At 64.8% G+C, this 19,472-nt stretch carries 21 protein-coding genes and 4 tRNA genes; 18 read left to right on the forward strand and 7 right to left on the reverse strand.

Annotation, left to right across the window (positions count from 1 at the left end):
- Positions 1-2: 2 nt before the first annotated feature.
- From VA599_RS16440 to VA599_RS16465, 6 genes are all read left to right on the forward strand, one after another.
- A tRNA-Gly gene (locus tag VA599_RS16440) sits at positions 3-78 on the forward strand.
- A 26-nt stretch (positions 79-104) separates the two neighbouring features.
- Positions 105-180: transfer RNA gene (locus tag VA599_RS16445), tRNA-Gly, on the forward strand.
- A 45-nt stretch (positions 181-225) separates the two neighbouring features.
- Positions 226-299: transfer RNA gene (locus tag VA599_RS16450), tRNA-Cys, on the forward strand.
- Positions 300-512: 213 nt separating this feature from the next.
- Positions 513-1,409: an N-acetylmuramoyl-L-alanine amidase gene (locus VA599_RS16455; protein ID WP_104946387.1), complete on the forward strand. Its 897-nt coding sequence runs from the start codon at positions 513-515 to the stop codon at positions 1,407-1,409.
- 180 nt (positions 1,410-1,589) lie between these two features.
- Positions 1,590-2,777, forward strand: coding sequence for a class C beta-lactamase (ampC, locus tag VA599_RS16460; protein WP_429838821.1), 1,188 nt, complete (start codon positions 1,590-1,592; stop codon positions 2,775-2,777).
- Positions 2,778-3,022: 245 nt separating this feature from the next.
- A complete protein-coding gene (locus VA599_RS16465) occupies positions 3,023-3,724 on the forward strand; it encodes a hypothetical protein (protein ID WP_021477013.1) in 702 nt (233 codons plus the stop codon).
- A gap of 52 nt (positions 3,725-3,776) precedes the next feature.
- On the opposite strand, the gene VA599_RS16470 is transcribed toward VA599_RS16465, so the two are convergent.
- Positions 3,777-4,133 (reverse strand): hypothetical protein, encoded by a 357-nt coding sequence (locus VA599_RS16470; protein ID WP_346789547.1) that lies wholly within the window; start codon positions 4,131-4,133, stop codon positions 3,777-3,779.
- 131 nt (positions 4,134-4,264) lie between these two features.
- Positions 4,265-4,948, reverse strand: a complete 684-nt coding sequence (locus VA599_RS16475) for a DJ-1/PfpI family protein (protein ID WP_346789549.1) — start codon at positions 4,946-4,948, stop codon at positions 4,265-4,267.
- A gap of 83 nt (positions 4,949-5,031) precedes the next feature.
- On the opposite strand from VA599_RS16475, the gene VA599_RS16480 reads away from it, so the two are divergent.
- The gene (locus VA599_RS16480) at positions 5,032-5,976 is read left to right on the forward strand and encodes a GlxA family transcriptional regulator (protein WP_346789551.1); all 945 of its coding nucleotides are present in this window, start codon (positions 5,032-5,034) and stop codon (positions 5,974-5,976) included.
- 1 nt (position 5,977) lies between these two features.
- Here the strand turns inward: VA599_RS16480 and VA599_RS16485 are convergent, their stop codons facing one another.
- Together VA599_RS16485 and VA599_RS16490 are read right to left on the reverse strand one after the other, a co-directional pair.
- A complete protein-coding gene (locus VA599_RS16485) occupies positions 5,978-6,241 on the reverse strand; it encodes a hypothetical protein (RefSeq protein ID WP_346789553.1) in 264 nt (87 codons plus the stop codon).
- Positions 6,238-7,032 (reverse strand): N-acetylmuramidase domain-containing protein, encoded by a 795-nt coding sequence (locus VA599_RS16490; protein WP_346789555.1) that lies wholly within the window; start codon positions 7,030-7,032, stop codon positions 6,238-6,240. The genes VA599_RS16485 and VA599_RS16490 overlap by 4 nt, the downstream gene beginning before the upstream one ends.
- A gap of 710 nt (positions 7,033-7,742) precedes the next feature.
- Here VA599_RS16490 and VA599_RS16495 point away from each other — a divergent pair.
- The 6 genes from VA599_RS16495 (at position 7,743) to VA599_RS16520 (ending at position 13,193) form a co-directional block, all read left to right on the forward strand.
- Positions 7,743-7,827: transfer RNA gene (locus tag VA599_RS16495), tRNA-Leu, on the forward strand.
- 183 nt (positions 7,828-8,010) lie between these two features.
- On the forward strand, positions 8,011-8,475 hold the full coding sequence (locus VA599_RS16500) for a ProQ/FINO family protein (RefSeq protein WP_346789578.1): 465 nt from the start codon (positions 8,011-8,013) through the stop codon (positions 8,473-8,475).
- Positions 8,476-8,597: 122 nt separating this feature from the next.
- Entirely contained in the window at positions 8,598-10,493 is a 1,896-nt protein-coding gene (gene htpG / locus VA599_RS16505; RefSeq protein WP_346789556.1) for a molecular chaperone HtpG, read from the forward strand.
- 104 nt (positions 10,494-10,597) lie between these two features.
- Positions 10,598-11,008 carry a VOC family protein gene (locus tag VA599_RS16510; RefSeq protein ID WP_021477022.1) on the forward strand — a complete coding sequence of 137 codons (411 nt, stop codon included), beginning with the start codon at positions 10,598-10,600 and terminating at the stop codon, positions 11,006-11,008.
- A 62-nt stretch (positions 11,009-11,070) separates the two neighbouring features.
- Positions 11,071-11,664: a cysteine hydrolase family protein gene (locus VA599_RS16515; RefSeq protein WP_104946394.1), complete on the forward strand. Its 594-nt coding sequence runs from the start codon at positions 11,071-11,073 to the stop codon at positions 11,662-11,664.
- Positions 11,665-11,723: 59 nt separating this feature from the next.
- A complete protein-coding gene (locus VA599_RS16520) occupies positions 11,724-13,193 on the forward strand; it encodes a hypothetical protein (RefSeq protein ID WP_346789558.1) in 1,470 nt (489 codons plus the stop codon).
- Positions 13,194-13,195: 2 nt separating this feature from the next.
- On the opposite strand, the gene VA599_RS16525 is transcribed toward VA599_RS16520, so the two are convergent.
- Positions 13,196-13,606 carry a hypothetical protein gene (locus VA599_RS16525; RefSeq protein ID WP_346789560.1) on the reverse strand — a complete coding sequence of 137 codons (411 nt, stop codon included), beginning with the start codon at positions 13,604-13,606 and terminating at the stop codon, positions 13,196-13,198.
- Between the two features lie 93 nt (positions 13,607-13,699).
- Between VA599_RS16525 and VA599_RS16530 the strand changes: the two genes are divergently transcribed.
- The 5 genes from VA599_RS16530 (at position 13,700) to VA599_RS16550 (ending at position 16,774) form a co-directional block, all read left to right on the forward strand.
- The gene (locus tag VA599_RS16530; RefSeq protein WP_166438913.1) at positions 13,700-14,548 is read left to right on the forward strand and encodes a segregation and condensation protein A; all 849 of its coding nucleotides are present in this window, start codon (positions 13,700-13,702) and stop codon (positions 14,546-14,548) included.
- A complete protein-coding gene (locus tag VA599_RS16535; RefSeq protein ID WP_021477027.1) occupies positions 14,545-15,354 on the forward strand; it encodes a carbon-nitrogen hydrolase family protein in 810 nt (269 codons plus the stop codon). Before VA599_RS16530 ends, VA599_RS16535 begins: the two co-directional genes overlap by 4 nt.
- A 67-nt stretch (positions 15,355-15,421) precedes the next feature.
- Positions 15,422-15,889 (forward strand): OsmC family protein, encoded by a 468-nt coding sequence (locus tag VA599_RS16540; RefSeq protein ID WP_104946398.1) that lies wholly within the window; start codon positions 15,422-15,424, stop codon positions 15,887-15,889.
- 15 nt (positions 15,890-15,904) lie between these two features.
- Positions 15,905-16,366: a thioredoxin family protein gene (locus tag VA599_RS16545; RefSeq protein WP_021477029.1), complete on the forward strand. Its 462-nt coding sequence runs from the start codon at positions 15,905-15,907 to the stop codon at positions 16,364-16,366.
- A gap of 3 nt (positions 16,367-16,369) precedes the next feature.
- Positions 16,370-16,774, forward strand: coding sequence for an NUDIX hydrolase (locus tag VA599_RS16550; protein ID WP_346789563.1), 405 nt, complete (start codon positions 16,370-16,372; stop codon positions 16,772-16,774).
- Positions 16,775-16,790: 16 nt separating this feature from the next.
- Here the strand turns inward: VA599_RS16550 and VA599_RS16555 are convergent, their stop codons facing one another.
- Positions 16,791-17,615, reverse strand: a complete 825-nt coding sequence (locus tag VA599_RS16555; protein ID WP_346789565.1) for an undecaprenyl-diphosphate phosphatase — start codon at positions 17,613-17,615, stop codon at positions 16,791-16,793.
- A gap of 149 nt (positions 17,616-17,764) precedes the next feature.
- Entirely contained in the window at positions 17,765-19,393 is a 1,629-nt protein-coding gene (locus tag VA599_RS16560; RefSeq protein WP_346789567.1) for a methyl-accepting chemotaxis protein, read from the reverse strand.
- Positions 19,394-19,472 lie beyond the last annotated feature (79 nt).

Consider the following 19,472-nt stretch of genomic DNA (forward strand, 5'->3'; position numbering starts at 1 on the left):
ATGCGGGAATAGCTCAGTTGGTAGAGCGCAACCTTGCCAAGGTTGAGGTCGCGAGTTCGAGCCTCGTTTCCCGCTCCAGCATCAGACTTGAAACAATTTGCATTGCGGGAATAGCTCAGTTGGTAGAGCGCAACCTTGCCAAGGTTGAGGTCGCGAGTTCGAGCCTCGTTTCCCGCTCCAAAATTCAGATTGATCAGATATCATCTGGTCGATACGCCGGTTAACGGCGGGGTAGCAAAGTGGTTATGCAGCGGATTGCAAATCCGTCTACGCCGGTTCGATTCCGACCCCCGCCTCCAGATATAACCCCGTAAATCCAAGGATTTACGGGGTTTTTCTTTTTCATCCCATACACTTGAAATCGTTCGGCGCGATGGCTTTTCCATTCCCCATCATGAATCCGCAGGCAAGGCGATGAGCCGCGCGCGGCTTGATCGGGATTTCCGCTCGGCGCGGGCGGTCTGACCGGACTGGATATATCGCATCATGCGCCGGATGGCGGAAGGGAAATAATGGCGAATCGCAGACAGTTTTTGTGCCGGACCGGGATGATCGCCGCAGGCGGCGCGCTGCTGGCGGCTCCGGCCGCAAGGGCGCAGGGAGAAACGATGGCGCTCTGGATCGATGAATCGCATGCGTCGGCCAACCAGGACTCCCGCGTCCGCACCCTGGTGCTCCACTATACGGCGGAAGACTTTGCGGCTTCGCTCAAGCTGCTGACGGATGCGCAGTACCGGGCCAGCGCCCATTACCTGGTGCCGGATGCCGCAACCCTGGCCGCGAAGCCCGCGGTTCTGAGGCTGGTGCCGGAGGAGAGTCGCGCCTGGCATGCCGGCGAGAGTTTTTGGCGCGGCGAGCGCTATGTGAACGGCAGCTCGATAGGCGTGGAGATCGTCAATCGCGGCTACCCGTCGCCGCAGCAGGACAACTGGCCGCCGACGTTGCGGGACTGGGTCGCGTTCGACGACGCCCAGATCGCCCTGGTGGGCAGGCTGGCCGCCGACATCGTCGCCCGCCATCGAATCCCGCCGCGCAACGTCGTCGGGCATGCCGACATTTCGCCGGGCCGCAAAGTGGATCCGGGGCCGAAGTTTCCTTGGGAGAGGCTGTACCGGGAGTTTGGCGTCGGCGCCTGGCCCGACGAGGACGATGTGCGCCGTTTTCTGTCCCGCCGGTTGCCGACGGACGCATCGGATTGGCAGGAGCGTTTGACGGCCTATGGCTACGATGCGCCGGAAAGCGGGGCATGGGATGCCGAAACGCGGGCTGTCATCGCGGCATTCCAGATGCACTTCCGGCCTGCTCGCTATGACGGGGAGCCGGATGCGGAGTCGTCGGCTATTCTCGACGCGCTGTTGAGCAAGTATGCCGGGCGGGTCCCCGAGGATGAGGAGGCGGGCCATCCATGAGGCGGGGCCGCCTGCGCGGCATTTTGTTTACATTCCATTAACGGTTACGGATGTTACGTTTCTCGCGGTTTACGCTGGCCGCCGCGGTTTGTAACTTGGCGGGGCTTTCCCAATCGGGACCAAGCGCCGCGCGGAGAGGCCGCGTCGGCCGCCATGTCCCCGCACCGGAGTTCCGCGATGATGCGATCCCTGAAATTTCGAACCTTGGCAGGCGTGCTCGGCTGCCTTTCCCTTGTTCCGACCGCGGCGTTGGCCGCCAATGACGGCGGCGGCGCCGACCTTGGCAAGGCGGTGGAAGCGACGATTCCGCCGTTGATGAAGGCCAACGACATTCCCGGCATGGCGGTGGCGGTGCTGGCAAACGGCGAAGCCCGCTACTTCAACTATGGCGTCGCCTCCAGGGAGAGCGGTCAGGCCGTGACCCAGGACACCTTGTTCGAGCTGGGATCGATCAGCAAGACCTTCACCGGCATCCTGGGCGCGTACGCGTTGGCGCAGGGCAAGCTGTCGCTGGGCGACAAGGCCAGCCGCTATCAGCCCGAACTCAAGGGCAGCGCCTTTGATCGCATTTCGCTGCTGCAGCTTGCCACCTACAGCGCCGGCGGCCTGCCGCTGCAGTTTCCGGACGCGGTGGTTGATCCGTCATCGATGCTGGCTTACTACCGCGGCTGGAAACCGGACTACGCTCCGGGCGCGAGGCGTTTGTATTCCAATCCCAGCATCGGCCTGTTCGGGCATCTTGCCGCCCGCAGCCTGGGCCAGCCTTTCGACGAGGCGATGGAGAAGGGGTTATTGCCCAAGCTGGGTTTGAGCCATACCTTCATCCACGTTCCCGCGGCGGAGCAGTCGCGCTACGCCTGGGGTTATTCCAAGGCCGGCAAGCCGGTGCGGGTGGGTCCGGGCGCGCTTGACGCCGAGGCTTACGGCATCAAATCCAGCGCGGCCGACATGCTGAAATACCTGGCGATCAACATGTCCGGCCAGACGGAGCCGGCGCTGAGGCGAGCCATGGATGCCAGCCACGCCGCTTATTACCGGGTCGGCGATCTGCATCAGGGCCTGGGTTGGGAGGGCTATCGCTACCCGCTCAGCCTTGAGCGTTTGCTGGCGGGCAATTCCAACGAGATCGCATTCCAGCCGCAGCAGGTGGCGTGGCTGAATCCGCCGCGCCCGGCCGGCGCGGATGTTCTGCTGAACAAGACCGGCTCCACCAACGGTTTCGGCGGGTATGTGCTGTTCGTACCGTCGCGCAAGATAGGCATTGTGATGCTGGCCAACCGCAACTACCCCAATGCCGAACGCGTCCGGGCGGCCTATCGGATCTTGTCGGCGCTGGACCCGTCGCTGGCGCATGCCGGCAGGCCGTGAACTGGCGGGCGCTTGTTGGCCGCCATTTTGACTGTTCTTTTGATCAGGTCCAGCCAGATTTTATGCGTATATAATTTTTTCATACAAGGATAGTCATAGTTTAGATTCATCAGGCCGGCATGCCGAAGCATCGCCGGCCTGTTGTCCGGCATCCTGCGCCGAATGGGTTTATCGCGCCGAGGGGGAGTTACGGAGTCCGCCGCAGCGGCGGGTTCGCGGCAGTGCAACCTCAGGAGAAAAACGCCATGGCCTCGGTCAACCAGTTTGCTTACGTTCCCGGCACCAGCACCTACAAATTCGCCTATGGCGGATCCATTCCCAACATTCCCGTCGTCAACATGCCCGCCGATACCAATTGGCTGCGCTGGGCGATGCTGAACGACGGCGAGTATTACCGGATGTATTTTTTCAAGGGCAGCAGCGCCAACACGCTTTACCAGGCGGCGTTCAACCCGGCGAGCGGAGCGTACGAGTTCGGCTACAACTCGATCAAGGAACTGCAGATCACCGGCGCGCCGGCCGATGCCGACGCCAGCAGCCTGGCGATGCTGTACGACAGCGGCACCAAAACCTACCGGCTGTACCTGCGCCGGCTGGGCGCGCCGACGGTGCTGTACCAGTTCGGCTTCAATCGGGAAACCAGCCGCTATGAATACGGCTACAACTCGATTCCCACGCTCAACGTGGCGAAGGCCCCGAACGATACCGACTGGCATCGCTGGTCCATGCTGTTCGACGGCAGCGCCTACCGCTTGTACGCGTTCAAGGTCGGCAGCGTCGATACCTTCTATCAGTTCGCCTACAACCGGCAAACGAATCAGTACGAGTACGGCTTCGATTCGATCCCGGTGCTGAACCTGGTGGACATCCCGGCCAACAGCAACCTGACCAGCATGGCCATGCTGTTCGGGCAGGGCGACTACCGCCTCTACTTCCAGACGCTTTGACGCGCGGCAGGGCGCGGCGGGCGAGATTCCCGCCGCGCGCTTGGATGCCGGATCAGCCGCCGGTTACCACCAGCATCAGCCGGATCTGTTCCGACGAATCCGCGGCCGGCAGTATCCGGTAACAGTCCCGCCCGCCGGCGCCCGCGCCGCCCTCCAGATGGCATTCCAGCACATTGCAGACGTAGCTCAGCACGGCTTGCCGCATGCTTAGCAGCTCTTCGGCCAGCGACAGCTCGACATAGGGCATGAATTGCTCGTCGGCCTGCGCCCGGGCGGGAAGGCCTGCCTTGCTCAGCAGGCCGGCGATCCGGTCGGCCTGCTGGATGATGTGCTGCCGCGCGTAGAGCGCGTCCAGCTGGGAGCGGTATTGGTCCGCCGCGTGTCTGACCAGTTCGGCATACAGGCTCATCGTTCACCTCGCGTGGAGGAGCGCGGATCGCGCCGGGATGCCGGGAGTCCGCGCCGGGATGGGGCTTCATGCTCTAGGTGTAGCCGCTGGCGAGGCGGCGTCGGTCAGCCTCTTGGACAGTTTTTCCCCTTTCACAGACTGGAGGCGGCGCGCAGCACCGCTTCTTCGCGCCGATCGCGGAGCTGGTCGATCCGCCGCCGCGCCGCGGCCAGCACTTCCGGGCTGGCCAGTTCCGGCCGGCCGGAGGCGAATGGCGGCGCCGGCGCGTATTCCAGCGTCAGTTGCACCGTCTGCGCGAACTCGGGGCCGGCGATTTCCGCCATCAGCGTCAGCGCCATGTCGATGCCGGCGGTGACGCCGCCGCCGCTGAACAGCTTTCCGTCCACCACCACCCGGTCCGGGCAGGGATGGGCGCCGAAGGCCGCCAGGCTGTCCAGCCAGGCCCAGTGGCAGGCGGCGCGGCGGCCCTTGAGCAGGCCGGCCGCGCCGAGCAGCAAGGAGCCGGTGCAGACCGAGCTGAGATAATCGGCGCCGGCGGCGAGGCGGCGCAGCTGTCCCAGCAGCTCGGCATCCTCCATCGCTTCCATGGTGCCCAGTCCGCCGGGGACGCACAGCAGGCCGCAGCGTTCAATGTCGGCCAGCCGGGCGATGCCGGAGAAGACGACGCCGCCGTCGGCGCGGATGTCGCCGCCCCGGCTGGAGGCCAGCAGGCAACGGGCCCGGGGGAGCTTGCTCAGGAATTCCAGCGGGCCGGTGAAGTCCAGCTGGGTGACGCCCGGATACAGCGCGAAAACGATGGTATAGGGGTGGTTCATGATGCCTCCCGGCGGTGATTGACCCCGCAATCATCGGCCGGCTATGCTTTGGCGCAAATGACTAAATTCCAACTTTTCATGCCATGACGCGAGACATCGCCATCCTGCTGTTCGACGGTTTCCAGCTATTGGACGCGGCGGGGCCGATCTCCGTTTTTGAATGCGCGCTGCGCTATCGGCCGGGCGCGTACCGGCTGACGCCGCTGACCGTGGACGGCGGCGCGGCGCGCAGCTCCTCAGGCATCGCGCTGGACAGCCGGCCGCTGTCCGCGATGCCGGCGCCGGACACGGTGCTGGTGGCCGGCGGCGAGGGCGCGCCTTCCGCGCTGGGCTGCGGGGAGACGCTGGCCTACTTGCGGCGTTGCGCATCGGCTTCCCGGCGCGTGGTCAGCGTTTGCACCGGCGCTTTCCTGCTGGCGGAGGCCGGCTTGCTGGATGGCCGGCGCGCGACCACCCATTGGGCGCACAGCGGGGAATTCTCCCGCCGCTATCCCGCGGTGGAACTGGATACCGACCGCATCTTCATTCGCCAGAGCAATATCTGGACCGCCGCCGGGGTCAGCGCCGGCATCGATGTGGCGCTGGCCTTGGTGGCGGAAGACATGGGCGAGGAGATCGCCCGGCGTTGCGCGCAGCGGCTGGTGGTGTATTACCGCCGTCCGGGCGGGCAATCGCAGTTTTCGTCGCTGCTGGAGATGCAGCGGCCGGAAGGACGCTTCGCGGCCTTGCTCGACCAGGTGCGGCGGAGCTTGGATGGGGCTTGGGACGTGGAGTCGCTGGCTGGATTTTGCTGCTTGAGTCCGCGCCATTTCTCGCGGCTGTTCCAGTCCGAGGTGGGCATGCCGCCGGCCAAGGCGGTGGAGCAGTTGCGGGTGGAGGCCGCGCGCGCCGCGTTGGAAAGCGGCGAGCGCTCCATTCAGAAGGTGGCCCGGTTGTGCGGCTTCGGCGACGCGGAGCGCATGCGCCGCAGCTTCCTGCGGGTGCTGGGACGCCAGCCGTCCAGCCTGCTGCGTGCCGGTGAGGCGTGATTCAACGCGGCGATCGCAGCAGGCGTCGGGTTTCGTCAGCCAGTTCGCGCTGAGCCGACGCCAGCAGTTTCAGGTCCAGATCCTGAATGGCCAGCTGCTGCGCCTGTTGCTGATTGATGGTCAGCAACTGTTGCTCGCGCAGCTGCAATTGCGCGATTTGGGTTTGCAGCGCCGCGCTGCGGCCGAACTGAAGGTCGAGCAGCTGCAGCGGAAACAGCAAGGCGAGCGCGGCGACGGCGAGGCGGAGCGGGGCGTATGGCGTCATGCCAGCCTCCGCGCCCGGTCATGGGCGGCGGCCAGGCGGGCGTCGTACAGGCTGTCCAGCCAGGCGGGGCCCTGCCGGATGCGCGCCGTCGCGCGCCAGCGGCGTTCGCGCAGGGTTTGCAGCAAGGCGGGGCGCGCGCTCAGCAGCCGCACCAGGCCGTCCAGCTGGCGGGCCTCGTTCCGCTCCATTTCCGTCCGAAACGACCGGGCGTCGGCGTAGCCCAGCTCCTGCCAGAGGAAGCCGGGCAAGCGGTACAGTCCCCAGAGGCAGGACTCGACGGCGACCGTTTCCCCCGCCACGGCGGCCAGCCGCCGGAAACGCTCCCATTCCGCGGACGGGCTTTGATAGCCGCCGCGGATGGGCTTGCACAGCTCGGGATGGCGGTCGGCGATGCGGTTGGCGTCCAGGCCGGCCTTCAAGGCTTGGCGGTAGGCGATATGGCGCTCCAGCAGGATGCGCGCGCTGCCGTCGGGCAGGAAGCCGGCGTCTTCCGCCTCGGTCTCGCAGAAAGCCTTCAGGCTGGGGGGCGGCAAGCGCAGGCGGTCGGCGGCATCGAGCAGATCCGCCTCGCGAAGCCCACGCGGATCGCGCTGGCCGCGCAGCGCCGCCTGCGTGGCGTCGCCGGCCACGCCGTTGACCACCAGGCCGGCGCGGCGTTGCAGCCGGGCCACCGCTTGTTCCGTGGCCGTTCCATACCATCCATCCACCTCCAGCCTGGAGCCCTGGCTGTTGAGACGGATCTGCAATTCCCGCACCTCCTGGCCGTGCGCGCCCTTGCCCAATGCTTGCATGTGGTTTCTCCGCGAATGGATGCGGGCCGGCATGGCCGGCGCGCTGCTGTGATTGGAAGCCAGTTTAAAAAGCGGCCGCGCAGGCGGGCAGGGGAACCATGTCAGTGGCGGAGTGAGAGGAGAGGGTGAGAGGGCGTCGCATTGCGCGGGGAGGGGCTTTGCCGGGAGCGGGCATTTGGCGGCGGCAGCCGCGCCGGAATCGGCCTGGGCGCTGATTCTGTATCGCCTAGGCTGAAATGAATAAGGAGGCGAGTAAATATATTGATAATGATTCAATGCGGAAGTGTGGTGAAATTCGTCAGTATTTGATAGGCATTGCCAGGTGTTTTTATCAGAGGGTTATGGATAAAGCCGATATACCTAAGACATTGACCGGAAAAACAGCTATTTAGCCGTCATCTTCATTGCATCCCATGTTAATCGAGATGATTTTATGCGCGGCGCATTGCCGCCGATTGGTATTTGCCTGCCGCGGCGTTGACAGCTCTGGACATTGCCGTTAAAGTGCAGCGTCTCATTGGCAGGCAATGCTTTAAAATCAAATCGTTGCCGCTGATGAAACGCGCTGCTAAATCATATCAAGACGAAATAAGCTGAATAATCGGCCGATTCGCAAGCGGCGGTGATCATCCTGCACTGCCTGGGATGCGATATTTAAAATGCATTGTCAGCCCGCGTTGCGCTGGGCTACAATTGCCCGCTTTGCTGCTGCCCCGGTGGTGAAATTGGTAGACACAAGGGACTTAAAATCCCTCGGCTTCGGCTGTGCCGGTTCGACCCCGGCCCGGGGCACCATCAGCAGTCCGGCCGCGGAAGTCGTTTTGTCCCTATGCGGGCAGATGGCGGCGTTCATCTTGCTGGATTAAAATTCACATCCTGGCGACGCCGTCGTCTAACTGGACAAGTGGCCGGTTGCACCACGCCTCTTGATTGGGCAGCATGCGCTGTCTTTGCATCAACGGATCTAGATTGAAGTTCATGAAGCCAAATACTGAAACGGCACTCGGTGCTGCTCTCAAGTCTGCAGTCCAAAGCTTGTCCAAGAAAAAGCAGACCGAGATGATCGCGGATCACATCTACGGCAAGTTTGACGTGTTTCGCCAGTTCCGGCCGTTGGCGCTCGGCATTCACGAGAGCCTGATCGCGGCATTGTCGCAGTTTGATCCGGCCCTGATTTCCCGTGTGGTGGCCAACCATTGCCGCAAGCCGCGCTACCTGAAGTCGCTGGCCCGAGGCGGCAAGCGTTTCGACCTGAACGGCAAGCCGCAAGGCGAGGTGAGCGCCGAGGAGAAGCGCGCCGCCGAGCTGCAGATGCAGCCGAAAAACGCCCCCGCCGCCGACGCTGAGACGGCGCCGGTCGAGGCTCCCGCTCCGGCAGCGCTCGAAGCCGCTCCCGCCGTGGCGGAAGCCGCGCCGCAGCAGGATGGCCAGACCGAGTCCTGATCGGTTCCCATTGCGGAAGAAAGCCCTGTCGACCGACAGGGCTTTTTGCATTCCGGCTACTTGAAATGCGGCCGAAAGCCGCCATCTGCCCGCTATCGCCAACCTCAATAACATTGACGACCATGAGTGCACAGAAAGAAACCCTGGGTTTTCAGACCGAAGTGAAGCAGCTGCTGAAGCTGATGATCCACTCCTTGTATTCCAACAAGGAAATCTTCCTGCGTGAGTTGATCTCCAATGCGTCCGACGCCGCCGACAAGCTGCGCTTCGAGGGCCTGGCCAAGCCGGAGCTGTTCGAGAACGATCCCGAGCTGAAGATCCGCATCGCCTTCGACAAGGATGCCCGCACCGTCACCATCGCCGACAACGGCATCGGCATGAGCCGCGACGAAGTGGTGTCCCACATCGGCACCATCGCCAAGTCCGGCACCAAGTCCTTCTTCGAGCAGCTGTCCGGCGATGAGAAGAAAGACGCCCACTTGATCGGCCAGTTCGGCGTCGGCTTCTACTCCGCCTTCATCGTCGCCGACAAGGTGACGCTGACCACCCGCCGCGCAGGCGAGGCCGAAGCCGTCCGTTGGGAGTCGCAGGGCGAGGGCGAGTACACGCTGGAGAGCGTGGAAAAGACCGAGCGCGGCACCGAGATCGTCCTGCACCTGAAAGAGGGCGAGGACGAGCTGTTGAACGACTGGAAGCTGAAGGGCATCGTTCGCAAGTACTCCGACCACATCTCCATCCCGATCGAGATGAAAAAGGGCAGCGGCTACGGCGAGGACGGCGAAGTGGTGGTCAGCGACGAGCTGGAGGCGGTCAACTCAGCGTCCGCGCTGTGGACCCGCTCCAAGAGCGACATCACCGAAGAGCAGTACCAGGAATTCTACAAGCACGTCGCCCACGACTTCACCGACCCGCTGGCCTGGAGCCACGCCCGCGTCGAGGGCCGCCAGGAGTACACCGAGCTGTTGTACATCCCGTCGCGCGCGCCGTTCGACCTGTACGACCGCGAGCGCAAGCAGGGCGTGAAGTTGTACGTGCGTCGCGTCTTCATCATGGAAGACACGGAAAAACTGATGCCGCATTACCTGCGTTTCGTGCGCGGCGTGATCGACAGCAACGACCTGCCGCTGAACGTGTCGCGCGAGATTCTGCAGGAATCCAAGGACATCGACGCCATCCGCGCCGGCTGCGTGAAGAAGGTGCTGGGCCTGCTGGAAGACCTGTCGTCCAACCAGGCGGAGAAATACGCCGCGTTCTGGAAGGAGTTCGGCCAGGTGCTGAAAGAGGGCGTGGGCGAAGACCACGCCAACAAGGAACGCATCGCCAAGCTGCTGCGCTTCGTCTCCACCGCGTCCGAAGGCGCGGAGCCGACCGTATCGCTGGCCGACTACATCGGCCGGATGAAGGAAGGCCAGGACAAGATCTACTTCATCACCGCCGACACGCTGGCCGCCGCCAAGAACAGCCCGCATCTGGAAGTATTCAAGAAGAAGGGCGTGGAAGTGCTGCTCTTGACCGACCGCGTCGACGAGTGGGTCACCGGCTCGCTGTTCGAGTTCGACGGCAAGGCGCTGCAATCGGTCGCCAAGGGCGCGCTGGATCTGGGCGCGCTGGAGGACGAGGCCGACAAGGAAGCGCAGAAGCAGGTTGAGGAAGCGTCCAAGCCGGTGGTGGAGAAAGTGCTGAAGGCGCTGGGCGAGCAGGTGAAGGAAGTGCGCGCCACCGCTCGCCTCACCGAGAGCCCGGCTTGCCTGGTGGCCGGCGAGCACGATATGAGCGCCCATCTGGAGCGGATGCTGAAGGCCGCCGGCCAGAAGGTGGAAGGCAGCAAGCCGACGCTGGAAATCAATCCCGAACACGTGCTGGTGAAAAAGCTGGCCGGCGAAGCCGACGAAGCCCGCGCCGCCGATCTGGCCCAGGTGTTGTACGATCAGGCGCTGTTGGCTGAAGGCGGCAAGCTGGAAGATCCGGCCTCCTTCGTCAAGCGCATCAACAAGCTGATGCTGGAGCTGTCGGCCTGAGTCCGTCCGCGCCAATTCCGCAAACGAACCGTCCTTTCGCAGGGCGGTTTTTTATTGCCATTGTCCTAATATGAGATTCCCCGCAATGGAATCAGGAGACGGCGATGAGCGAAACGAGAGCGCTGCCCGGCGTGTATCCCAGCCTGTGCTACGACGACGCGGTGGTGACGATGGAATGGCTGGAACGGGTGTTCGGCTTCAAGCGCCGCTTCGCCATGATAGAGAACGGCAAGGTGCATCATGCGGAGTTGAGCCTGGGCAATACGGTGATCATGGTGACCAGCCTCAAGCCTGAGCAGCGGGACGGCGGCGGCTTGTTCGGGCAGGCGCTGGCCTTGTGCGTCCACGTGGCGGATCCGGCCGCGCATTACGAGCGCGCCAAGGAGCTGGGCGCGAGCATCATGCAGCCGCTGAAGCGCGAGGATTACGGCGCCAGCGGCTACCTCGCGCGTGATCCGGAAGGCCTGCAATGGTATTTCAGCGACTACCTGCCCGGCGAATACTGGGATTCCTGAGCCGGTAGTGCGGCGGCGTCCGGGGCATGGCATCATGCCGTTTTCATTATGAAGGCTGACTCATGCCCGCGCCGCTTCGATTCGCCACCCCCACTCCGCTGTTGCTGCTGATCGACATGCAGCAGGCTGTCGATCATCCCTGCTGGGGCCCGCGCAACAACCCCCAGGCGGAGCGGGTGTGCGCCGGCCTGCTGGCTGCGTGGCGCGAGCGCGGGTTGCCGTTGATCCATATTCGCCATGACTCTGTCGAGCCGGACTCCACTTACCGGCCGGGCCAGCCCGGCCATGCATTCAAGCCGGAGGCCGCGCCGCTGCCCGGCGAGACGGTGATCGGCAAGCAGACCAACAGCGCTTTCATCGGCACCGGACTGGAGGCTTTGCTGCGCGGCAACGGCTGGCTGGAGCTGGTGGTGGCGGGCGTCAGCACCAGCAACTCGGTGGAGGCGACCGCGCGGATGGCCGGGAACCTGGGCTTTTCCGCCTGGCTGGCGGAGGACGGTTGCTTCGCTTTCGACAAGACCGACTGGCGTGGCCGCCGCCGCGGCGCCGACGAGGTGCACGCGATGAGCCTGGCCAATCTGGATGGCGAGTACTGCCGCGTCTGCGGCAGCGCCGACATCCTGGCCGCGATTGGCAATATTGCCGGCGCCGCGTGATCGCGGGCCGGCGGCGCGAAGGCTAAGATGCCGATCCCGGAAGCTTTGTCATTGTCATCATGTTGAGACTCACCGTATCCCATACCCTGCCGGCGGGCGAGCCGCAAGCCTTGGATCGACAGGCGCTGCAACAAGCCTTGCAATGGCAGCTCGGCTTGCCGGCCGAAGCGCATGTCGACAGGCTGCGCCGCCCTCTAAGACAGCTGGATGAGCAGCCGATGAGCCTGGCTGACAGGCTGCATGCGCTCAGAGCGCTGTTCGAGGCCTGCCTGCCGCTGATGTGGCGCGGCGCGGGGACGGAGAGCGACCGCGCCTTGCGCGGTTTATGGCGCGAGTTGCACGAAGCCTGCAAGCTGCTGGCCCAGGCCTGCGCCGCGCGCCGCGCCGGCCGCTTCAGCGACGGCGGCTTGTTGCGCCAGGCGCTGGGGCTGGCGCTAGGCAGCGCCTGGCAACTGCAGCGCGGCCACGCGCTGGGATATGCGCCGTTGTTTCCCGGCTTCTGGCAGGACAGCCATCAGCTGTTCGCCGAAGCGCGCCGCCGCGGCTGGGAGGGCCGGGTCGCCATCGACGGCCAACCGTCGCTGGGTGCCGGCTACCGGCAGATGCTGCTGCTGGGTATCACTTCCAGCAACCGGCTGGATCCGGCGCGGCAATCGTTGCTTCTGGACTGGATCGCCGGCCATGGCCAGGCGCTGCGCCTGGAGGGACCGCCGAAGAGCGGCGTTGAGGTGGAAGGCTGGCTGGTGTCGGCGGAGGCGGACAGCCCGGGCCGCTTCGCCGCCATCGCAGCGGCCGAGACTGCCGGCGGCTACTGGCGGGTGGACGCCGCCGACGTGGCTCGCAGCCTGCGGACGGCCGCCCACGCGCGCGCCGACGAATTCTCCGCCGCGCAGTGGCAGTTGCTGGGACGCTTGGAGCAGGAGTGGAACCGGCCGCCGCAGCGCCGCCATCTGCGGCGCAATCAGCGCAACGGCCAGCGGGTGACGGTGGTGGGCGGCTTCGACGCTTGCTGGCGGCTGGCCGCAGAAGGACGCTTGCCGGACGATGTCGAGACCGGCGAGCTGCTATTGGGCAATCTCAGCCCGTCGGGCATGCGTCTGTATGGCGATTGTCCGCCGGGATTGCTGCAGGCCGGCGCGCTGGTGATGCTGAAGCGGCGAGGTTTCGAATGGCAGCTTGGCCTGGTGAGATGGATCAGCCTGCCCGGCGGCGACGCGCCGGCGGAGTGCGGGGTGGAGTTCGTCGGCAAGCGGCCTCAGGCGGTGGCGGCTTGCGCGGTGACCAGCCACCCTGGCGCGCCGCTGGAGCCGGGCCTGCTGCTGCAGGCCGAGCGCCATTTCCGCCACCGCGGGGTGCTGGTGCTGCCGGGGCGGCAATACCAGGCGTTGCGGCCGTTTCAGCTGCGGGCCGACGGCGGCGAATGGCTGGTCCGGGCGCAGCGCCTGCTGCAGCAGACCGGCAGTTGCCAATTGATGGAGATCCGGCTGGAGGACGCGGTGGACGCTCCGCAGGCCGGCGAGCCGGCCTGAGGTCAGGACCAAGCTGCCAGGTGCCTGGGCGGATAACAGGCCTGCCGGCCGGCTTTGTCGGAGTGGCAATGGATGCTGAGCACGCGGCCGCTGGACAGGTCGCCGGCCACGCTGAAGGTGACGGGATGGGTTTTCCAGCCGCTGCGGGCGGTGCCGGACAGGCGGAAGCGGTATTGTCCCGAACCGCTGCCGTCTTCCTGGGCGACCAGCCGGGTGGTTTCCGGATAGCCCAGCTCTTTTTCTATGATGCGGCGGCTGACTTCCTCGATCTCGCGCTTGCGCCAGAAATGATCGGAACTGGCTGAAAGACGGCGCGGTTCGGATGTGTGGGAAGCGCCGTCGCCGTCCAGGCCGCAAGCGGAAAGCGGCAGGCAGAGCAGGCCGAGCAAAACAGGCAATGGATGTAGCGACACGCTGGCGTGACTCCCACTGTCGAAACCGGTTTGTGCGCCGCAGCGGGCAAAAGTTCAACCGGCGCGCGTCTGCTTGCTGGTATCCTTGTCGCCATGAGCGACGTACCCTTGAATGCCCCCGACTCTCCCGCGCCGGATTTCCAGCTGACCTCGCCCGAGCTGCCGCCCAGCGTGCCGATCGCGCACGTTTTCGGCCAGCCGGTGCTGGAGGTGCCGCAGGACCTGTTCATCCCGCCCGACGCGCTGCAGGTGATCCTGGAGAGCTTTGAAGGCCCGCTCGACCTGCTGCTCTACCTGATCCGCAAGCAGAACCTGGATGTGCTCAATATCCCGATGGCCGAAATCACCGCCCAGTACATGTCCTACATCGACGCGATGAAGCATGGCCGGCTGGAGCTGGCGGCCGAGTATCTGCTGATGGCGGCGCTGCTGATCGAGATCAAGTCGCGGCTGCTGCTGCCGCGGCCGCAGCTGGACGAGGACGGCGAGCCGGACGACCCGCGCGCCGAGCTGGTGCGCCGGCTGCTGGAGTACGAGCAGATGAAGCTGGCGGCGCTGGAGCTGGACAAGATTCCGCAGGCGGAGCGCGACTTCGCCTGGCTGGCGGTGCTGATCGAGCAATCGGCCGAGCAGAGGCTGCCGGACGTCGGCGCCGCCGACCTGCGCCAGGCCTGGATGGCCATTCTGTCCCGCGCCAAGCACCGCCGCCATCACAAGGTGGAGAAGGACGAGCTGTCGGTGCGCGAGCAGATGAGCTGGATTCTGCGCTACCTAGACGGCAAGGAGTATGTGCCATTCGAAGAGCTGTTCGACGTCGACAAGGGCGTCGCCCACCTGGTGGTGAACTTCATCGCCGTACTGGAGCTGGTGAAGGAGGGCATGGTCAAGGTCAGCCAGGACGCGCCCTACCAGCCCATCTACGTGCGGATCGCGCTGGCATGAGCGTGATCCGCCTGGCCCTGGCGCAGCAGCCCGCGCCGGACGATCCATCCGGCAGCCTGCCGCTGCTGAGGCAGTGGTGCGAGGCCGCGGCGGCGGACGGCGCGCATTTGCTGCTGCTGCCCGAGATGTGGTCCACCGGCTACGCGCCGGAGCGGATGAACGCCGCCCATGCCTGGGACGACGATGAACGGATGTTGGCCGAAATATCCCAGTTGGCCGCCGGATTGGGGCTGGCCATCGGTTTAACTTATCTCGCCCGCCGCGACGGCGCGCTGCGCAACCGGCTGCGCCTGTACGGCGCAGATGGCTCGGTGGCGCTGCAATACGACAAGGTCCACGTTTGCGATTTCACCGACGGCACCGAGACCGCGCTGCAAGGCGGCGACGGCTTTGTCTGCGCCGATGTCGCGCTGGGCGGCGAAACCGTGCGCATCGGCGCGATGATCTGTTTCGACCGCGAGTTTCCCGAATCCGGCCGCAGTTTGATGCGGCAGGGCGCGGAACTGGCGTTGGTCCCGAATGCCTGCCCGATGCGCGACGATGCCGAGCTGGGCGATGTCCGCCTGCAGCAGCTGCGCGGCCGGGCGCTGGAAAACCGTTTCGCCGTCGCGCTATGCAATTATCCGGCTCCCCAGTACGACGGCGCCAGTTGCCTGATCGATGCCCAAGGCCGTTTGTTGGCCGTCGCCGATGAGAAAGTCCAACTGTTGCCGGTAGACCTGGATCTGGCCGCATTGCGGCGCTGGCGGGCCGAGCAGGACGAGGTGTGGGGCGAAACCGCCTTGAGGCCATCCAGCTACCGCTGAGCTTGAAATGTCTTTGTCATTGCCGTGCTATGATCGGCTTTGACCAATTGGACAAGGAGCGGACGCGATGGCGCAACATCAGGCGGAAGTTATCTGGCGGCGCGGCGAGCAGGATTTTCTCGACCGCCGTTACAGCCGCAAGCATCTGTTGAAATTTGACGGCGGGGCGGAAGTGGCAGGCTCCTCGGCGCCGCAGGTCGTGCCGCCGCCGTACTCCGATCCGGCCGCGGTGGATCCGGAAGAAGCGTTCATCGCCTCCTTGTCCAGCTGCCATATGCTGTGGTTTCTCGATATCGCCGCGCGCGCCGGTTTCCGCGTCGATGAATACCATGACGTCGCCGTCGGCGAGATGGGGCGGAACGAAGCCGGCAAGGCCTGGGTCGCCAGGGTGACGCTGCAGCCCAGGACATCTTTCTCCGGCGACAAGCTGCCGACGCCGGACCAATTGGCCGAGCTGCACCACGCCGCCCACGCCGAATGCTTCATCGCCCATTCCGTTAAAACCGAAGTATTGTGCCAGCCCCGCCTGGCTTGATTCCGGAGAATCCCCATGAAGAAACTGCTGATCCTGTTGTCGCTGCTGCTGGCGAGCGCCGCCGCGCTGGCGGGCGATCTGCCATATGACGAGCAGGCCGACGCCAAGGCCGAATTGAGCCGGACGTTGGATGCGGCCAAGCAGAACCACCAGCCGGCGCTGCTGATTCTGGGGGCGAATTGGTGCCCGGATTGCCGCGCGCTGGATGAGGCGTTGAAGAAAGGCAAGAGCGCCGAGCTGCTGGCGCGGGAGTTCAAGGTGGTGAAGGTGGATGTCGGCAATTTCGACCATAACCTCGACATCGACGCCGAGTATGGCCACCCGATAGGCAAGGGCATTCCGGCCGCGGTGGTGCTGTCGCCTGACAACCAGGTGATCTACGCCACCCGCGCCGGCGAACTGGCCGACGCGCGGCGGATGAGCGAGACCGGCATCTACGAATTTTTCGAACGCGTGAGCCGCCAGGCCAAGCCATAGCCGATGGCGTTCGACGATACCTTCCGCCTCAGCGCCCATGCCGTGATCACAGATCCGGGCGGGCGGGTGCTGTTGTTGAAGGCCACCTATGGCGATCTGGCTTGGGGCCTGCCGGGAGGCGCGCTGGAGACGGGCGAGACCATTCATGAATGCGTGATCCGCGAATGTAGGGAAGAGCTGGGGCGGGAAGTGTCGCCGCGTTATCTGAGCGGCGTTTATTATCACAGCGCCTACAACTCGCAGGCTTTCGTGTTTCGTTGCGAACCGCCGCCGGGCGTGGAGCCCAGGCTGAGCGTTGAGCATTCAGCCTGGCGCTATTTCGCCTTGGACGAATTGGGCGAGGCGCAGCGCCGGCGCGTCGAGGACTGTCTGGACTACGCCGGCGCGGCGGTCAGCGGCCGTTTCTGAGAGGGCTTGCAGACGCTCAGGCGCTCCACTCGACCAGGCCGCTCCACCAGGTGCCCAGCACGATCAGGCCAAAGGCGATCCGGTACCAGGCGAACACCGCGAAGCTGTGCGTAGAGATGAAGCGCAGCAGCGCGCGGATGGCGAGGAAGGCGAACACGAAGGACGCGGCGAAGCCGACGGCGAACACGCCGATGTCGTCGGCGCTCAGCGCGTCGCGGTGCTTGATCAGGCTGTACAGCGAGGCGGCGCCCAGGGTGGGGATGCCGAGGAAGAACGAAAACTCGGTGGCCGCCTTGCGCGACAGGCCCAGGAACAGGCCGCCGATGATGGTGGCGCCGGAGCGGCTGGTGCCGGGAATCAGCGCCAGGCACTGGCACAGACCCACTTTCAGCGCGTCTTTCAGGCTCAGATCATCGACGGTTTCCACCGCGACTTTATGCTCGCGCTTTTCCGCCCACAGGATGATCAAGCCGCCGACGATGAAGGCGATCGCCACGCACACCGGGTTGAACAGCACGGCCTTGATCTGTTTGGAAAACAGCAGGCCGGCGATGGCGGCCGGGATGAAGGCGATGACGATGCCGAGCAGCAGATTGCGCTCGCTGCCGGGACGGACAGCGCTGGCCATGGTATGTCCTATCTTGCGCCGGTATTCCCACACTACCGCCAGCATCGCGCCCAGCTGGATGAAGATCTCGTAGACGTCGCGCTTTTCCTTGTCGAGGAAGCCCAGCAGGTCGCCGGTGAGGATCAGGTGGCCGGTGGACGAAATGGGCAGGAACTCGGTGATGCCCTCGACCAGGCCCATGATCAGGGAGTGGAACAGCAGGATCGGATCCATTGAACGCTCGGTTTGATGAGTGGAGGAAATGGACGCGATTATAAGCGAAGAGCATGAATATTGTTGGCAGCTTGTTGCGCGCCAAGGCGGCGCGGGCAAGCAAACGGCTGCGCCGGAAAAAGACGCAGCCGGGAAGATGGGCTTGTCCGCTATAGGCGGAAGCGGGTGGCGACGTTTTGCAGATTGGCGGACAGCGTGCTCAGCTGGCTGGAGGTGGTGGCCAGTTCCTGCACGGTGGCGTTGTTCTCCTCCGCCATCCGCGACACCTTCTCCATGTCTTGCGCCAGGCTCAGGCTGGTGCTGCGCTGCTCGGTCAGCGCGCCGGTGATGCTGTGTATCGTGCGCATGATGGTATCGGCGCTGCTTTCGATCTCCCGCATCGAGTTAGATGCCTGCTCGGCGGTGCCGGACACGCCCTCCACGCAGTCCAGGCTCTGGCCCATGCTGCTCACTACCTGGCCGACGCCTTGCTGGATCGACCCTATCATCGTGGTGATTTCCTGGGCCGAGGTGGTGGTGCGCTCGGCGAGTTTCCTGACTTCGTCGGCTACCACCGCGAAGCCGCGGCCGGTTTCGCCGGCGCGGGCGGCTTCGATGGCCGCGTTCAGCGCCAGCAGATTGGTCTGGTCGGCCACGTCGCGGATCACGGTGACGATATTGCCGATCTGCTGCACTTCCTTGGTCAGGCTGTTCATCTGCCTAGCGGTTTCGTCGACGGATGTGGTGACGAAGCGTATCTTGCCCACCGACTCCAGCACCTCGTGGCCGCCGCGATTGGCCAGTTGGCCGGCCGCCTGGGCCTGCTCCGACGCCTCGCTGGAATTGTCGGCCACCTGGTTGATGCTGACCGTCAGTTGTTCGATCGACGCCGCGGCCGAGGTGGTGGCCTCGGCCTGGGTCTGGGCGCCGTCGGCCACCTGCTGCGCCATGCCGGACAGCGCGAGCGCGGAGTCGGACACCTGGTGGGCGTTGTCCTGGATGCTCTGCACCATCTGGCGCAGCTCTTCGCGCATTTCCTGGATGTCGCGGGCGATCAGCATCGCCTCGTCGCGGGCCGGCGGTATCGGCTCGCTGAAGCCGGACAGGTCGCCCAGCTTGATCTGATGCACCAGATCGGCCGAGTGGCGCAGCGGCGAGGTGATCACATTGGAGATGATCAAGGCCACGGCCACCGCCAGCAGCAGCGAAACCAGCGCGGTGCCGAGCAGGATGGCGATCGCCTGCTGGCTGGACGCCATCGCCTCCTGCATCGATTTGTCCAGCCGGCCTTGCTGACGGTCGCGCAACGACAGCAGCGCGCCGATGAAGGCGTTGTTGGTCGGCGCGAACTGGGTTTCCAGCATCTCGCGCGCGGCGTCGGTCTGGTGGCTGCGCATCAGTCCGTACAGCGGTTCGAACAGCGGGCGCTGACTGTCTTGCGCCGCGCGTATCTTGGCGTACAGTTGGCGTCCCTCCGGTGTGGACAGCATCGGCTCCATCTTGTCGAGATCGGCTCGGTTGGCGGCGCGCAGGCTTTCCACGTTCAGGATCTGCCGCTCCACTTTCTGCGGGTCCCGGGCGAGCACGCCGTCGCGCACGCCGCGGCTGATGTAGAGCAGATTCAGCGCGATGCGTTGCGACAGCATGATCTTGGGGTAGCGGTCTTCCTTGATCTCGGTGATGTTGTTCTGGATGGTGTGCAGCTTGTTGTAGGCGATCAGGACGACGGCGCAGAGCAGCAGGATCAGCAGCGAGAAGCCTCCCAGCAGCTTCTGACGGACGGTGAATTGATGCAGCATGCGCGCCTCCCGGCAGGTCTGTCGAAACTTGCATATCTATTAGTTCTAGCTCATTCGCTAGTAGAAATTCATACGCATA

Origin of the sequence: Chromobacterium indicum (assembly GCF_039708975.1) — a bacterium.
Taxonomy (GTDB): domain Bacteria; phylum Pseudomonadota; class Gammaproteobacteria; order Burkholderiales; family Chromobacteriaceae; genus Chromobacterium; species Chromobacterium piscinae.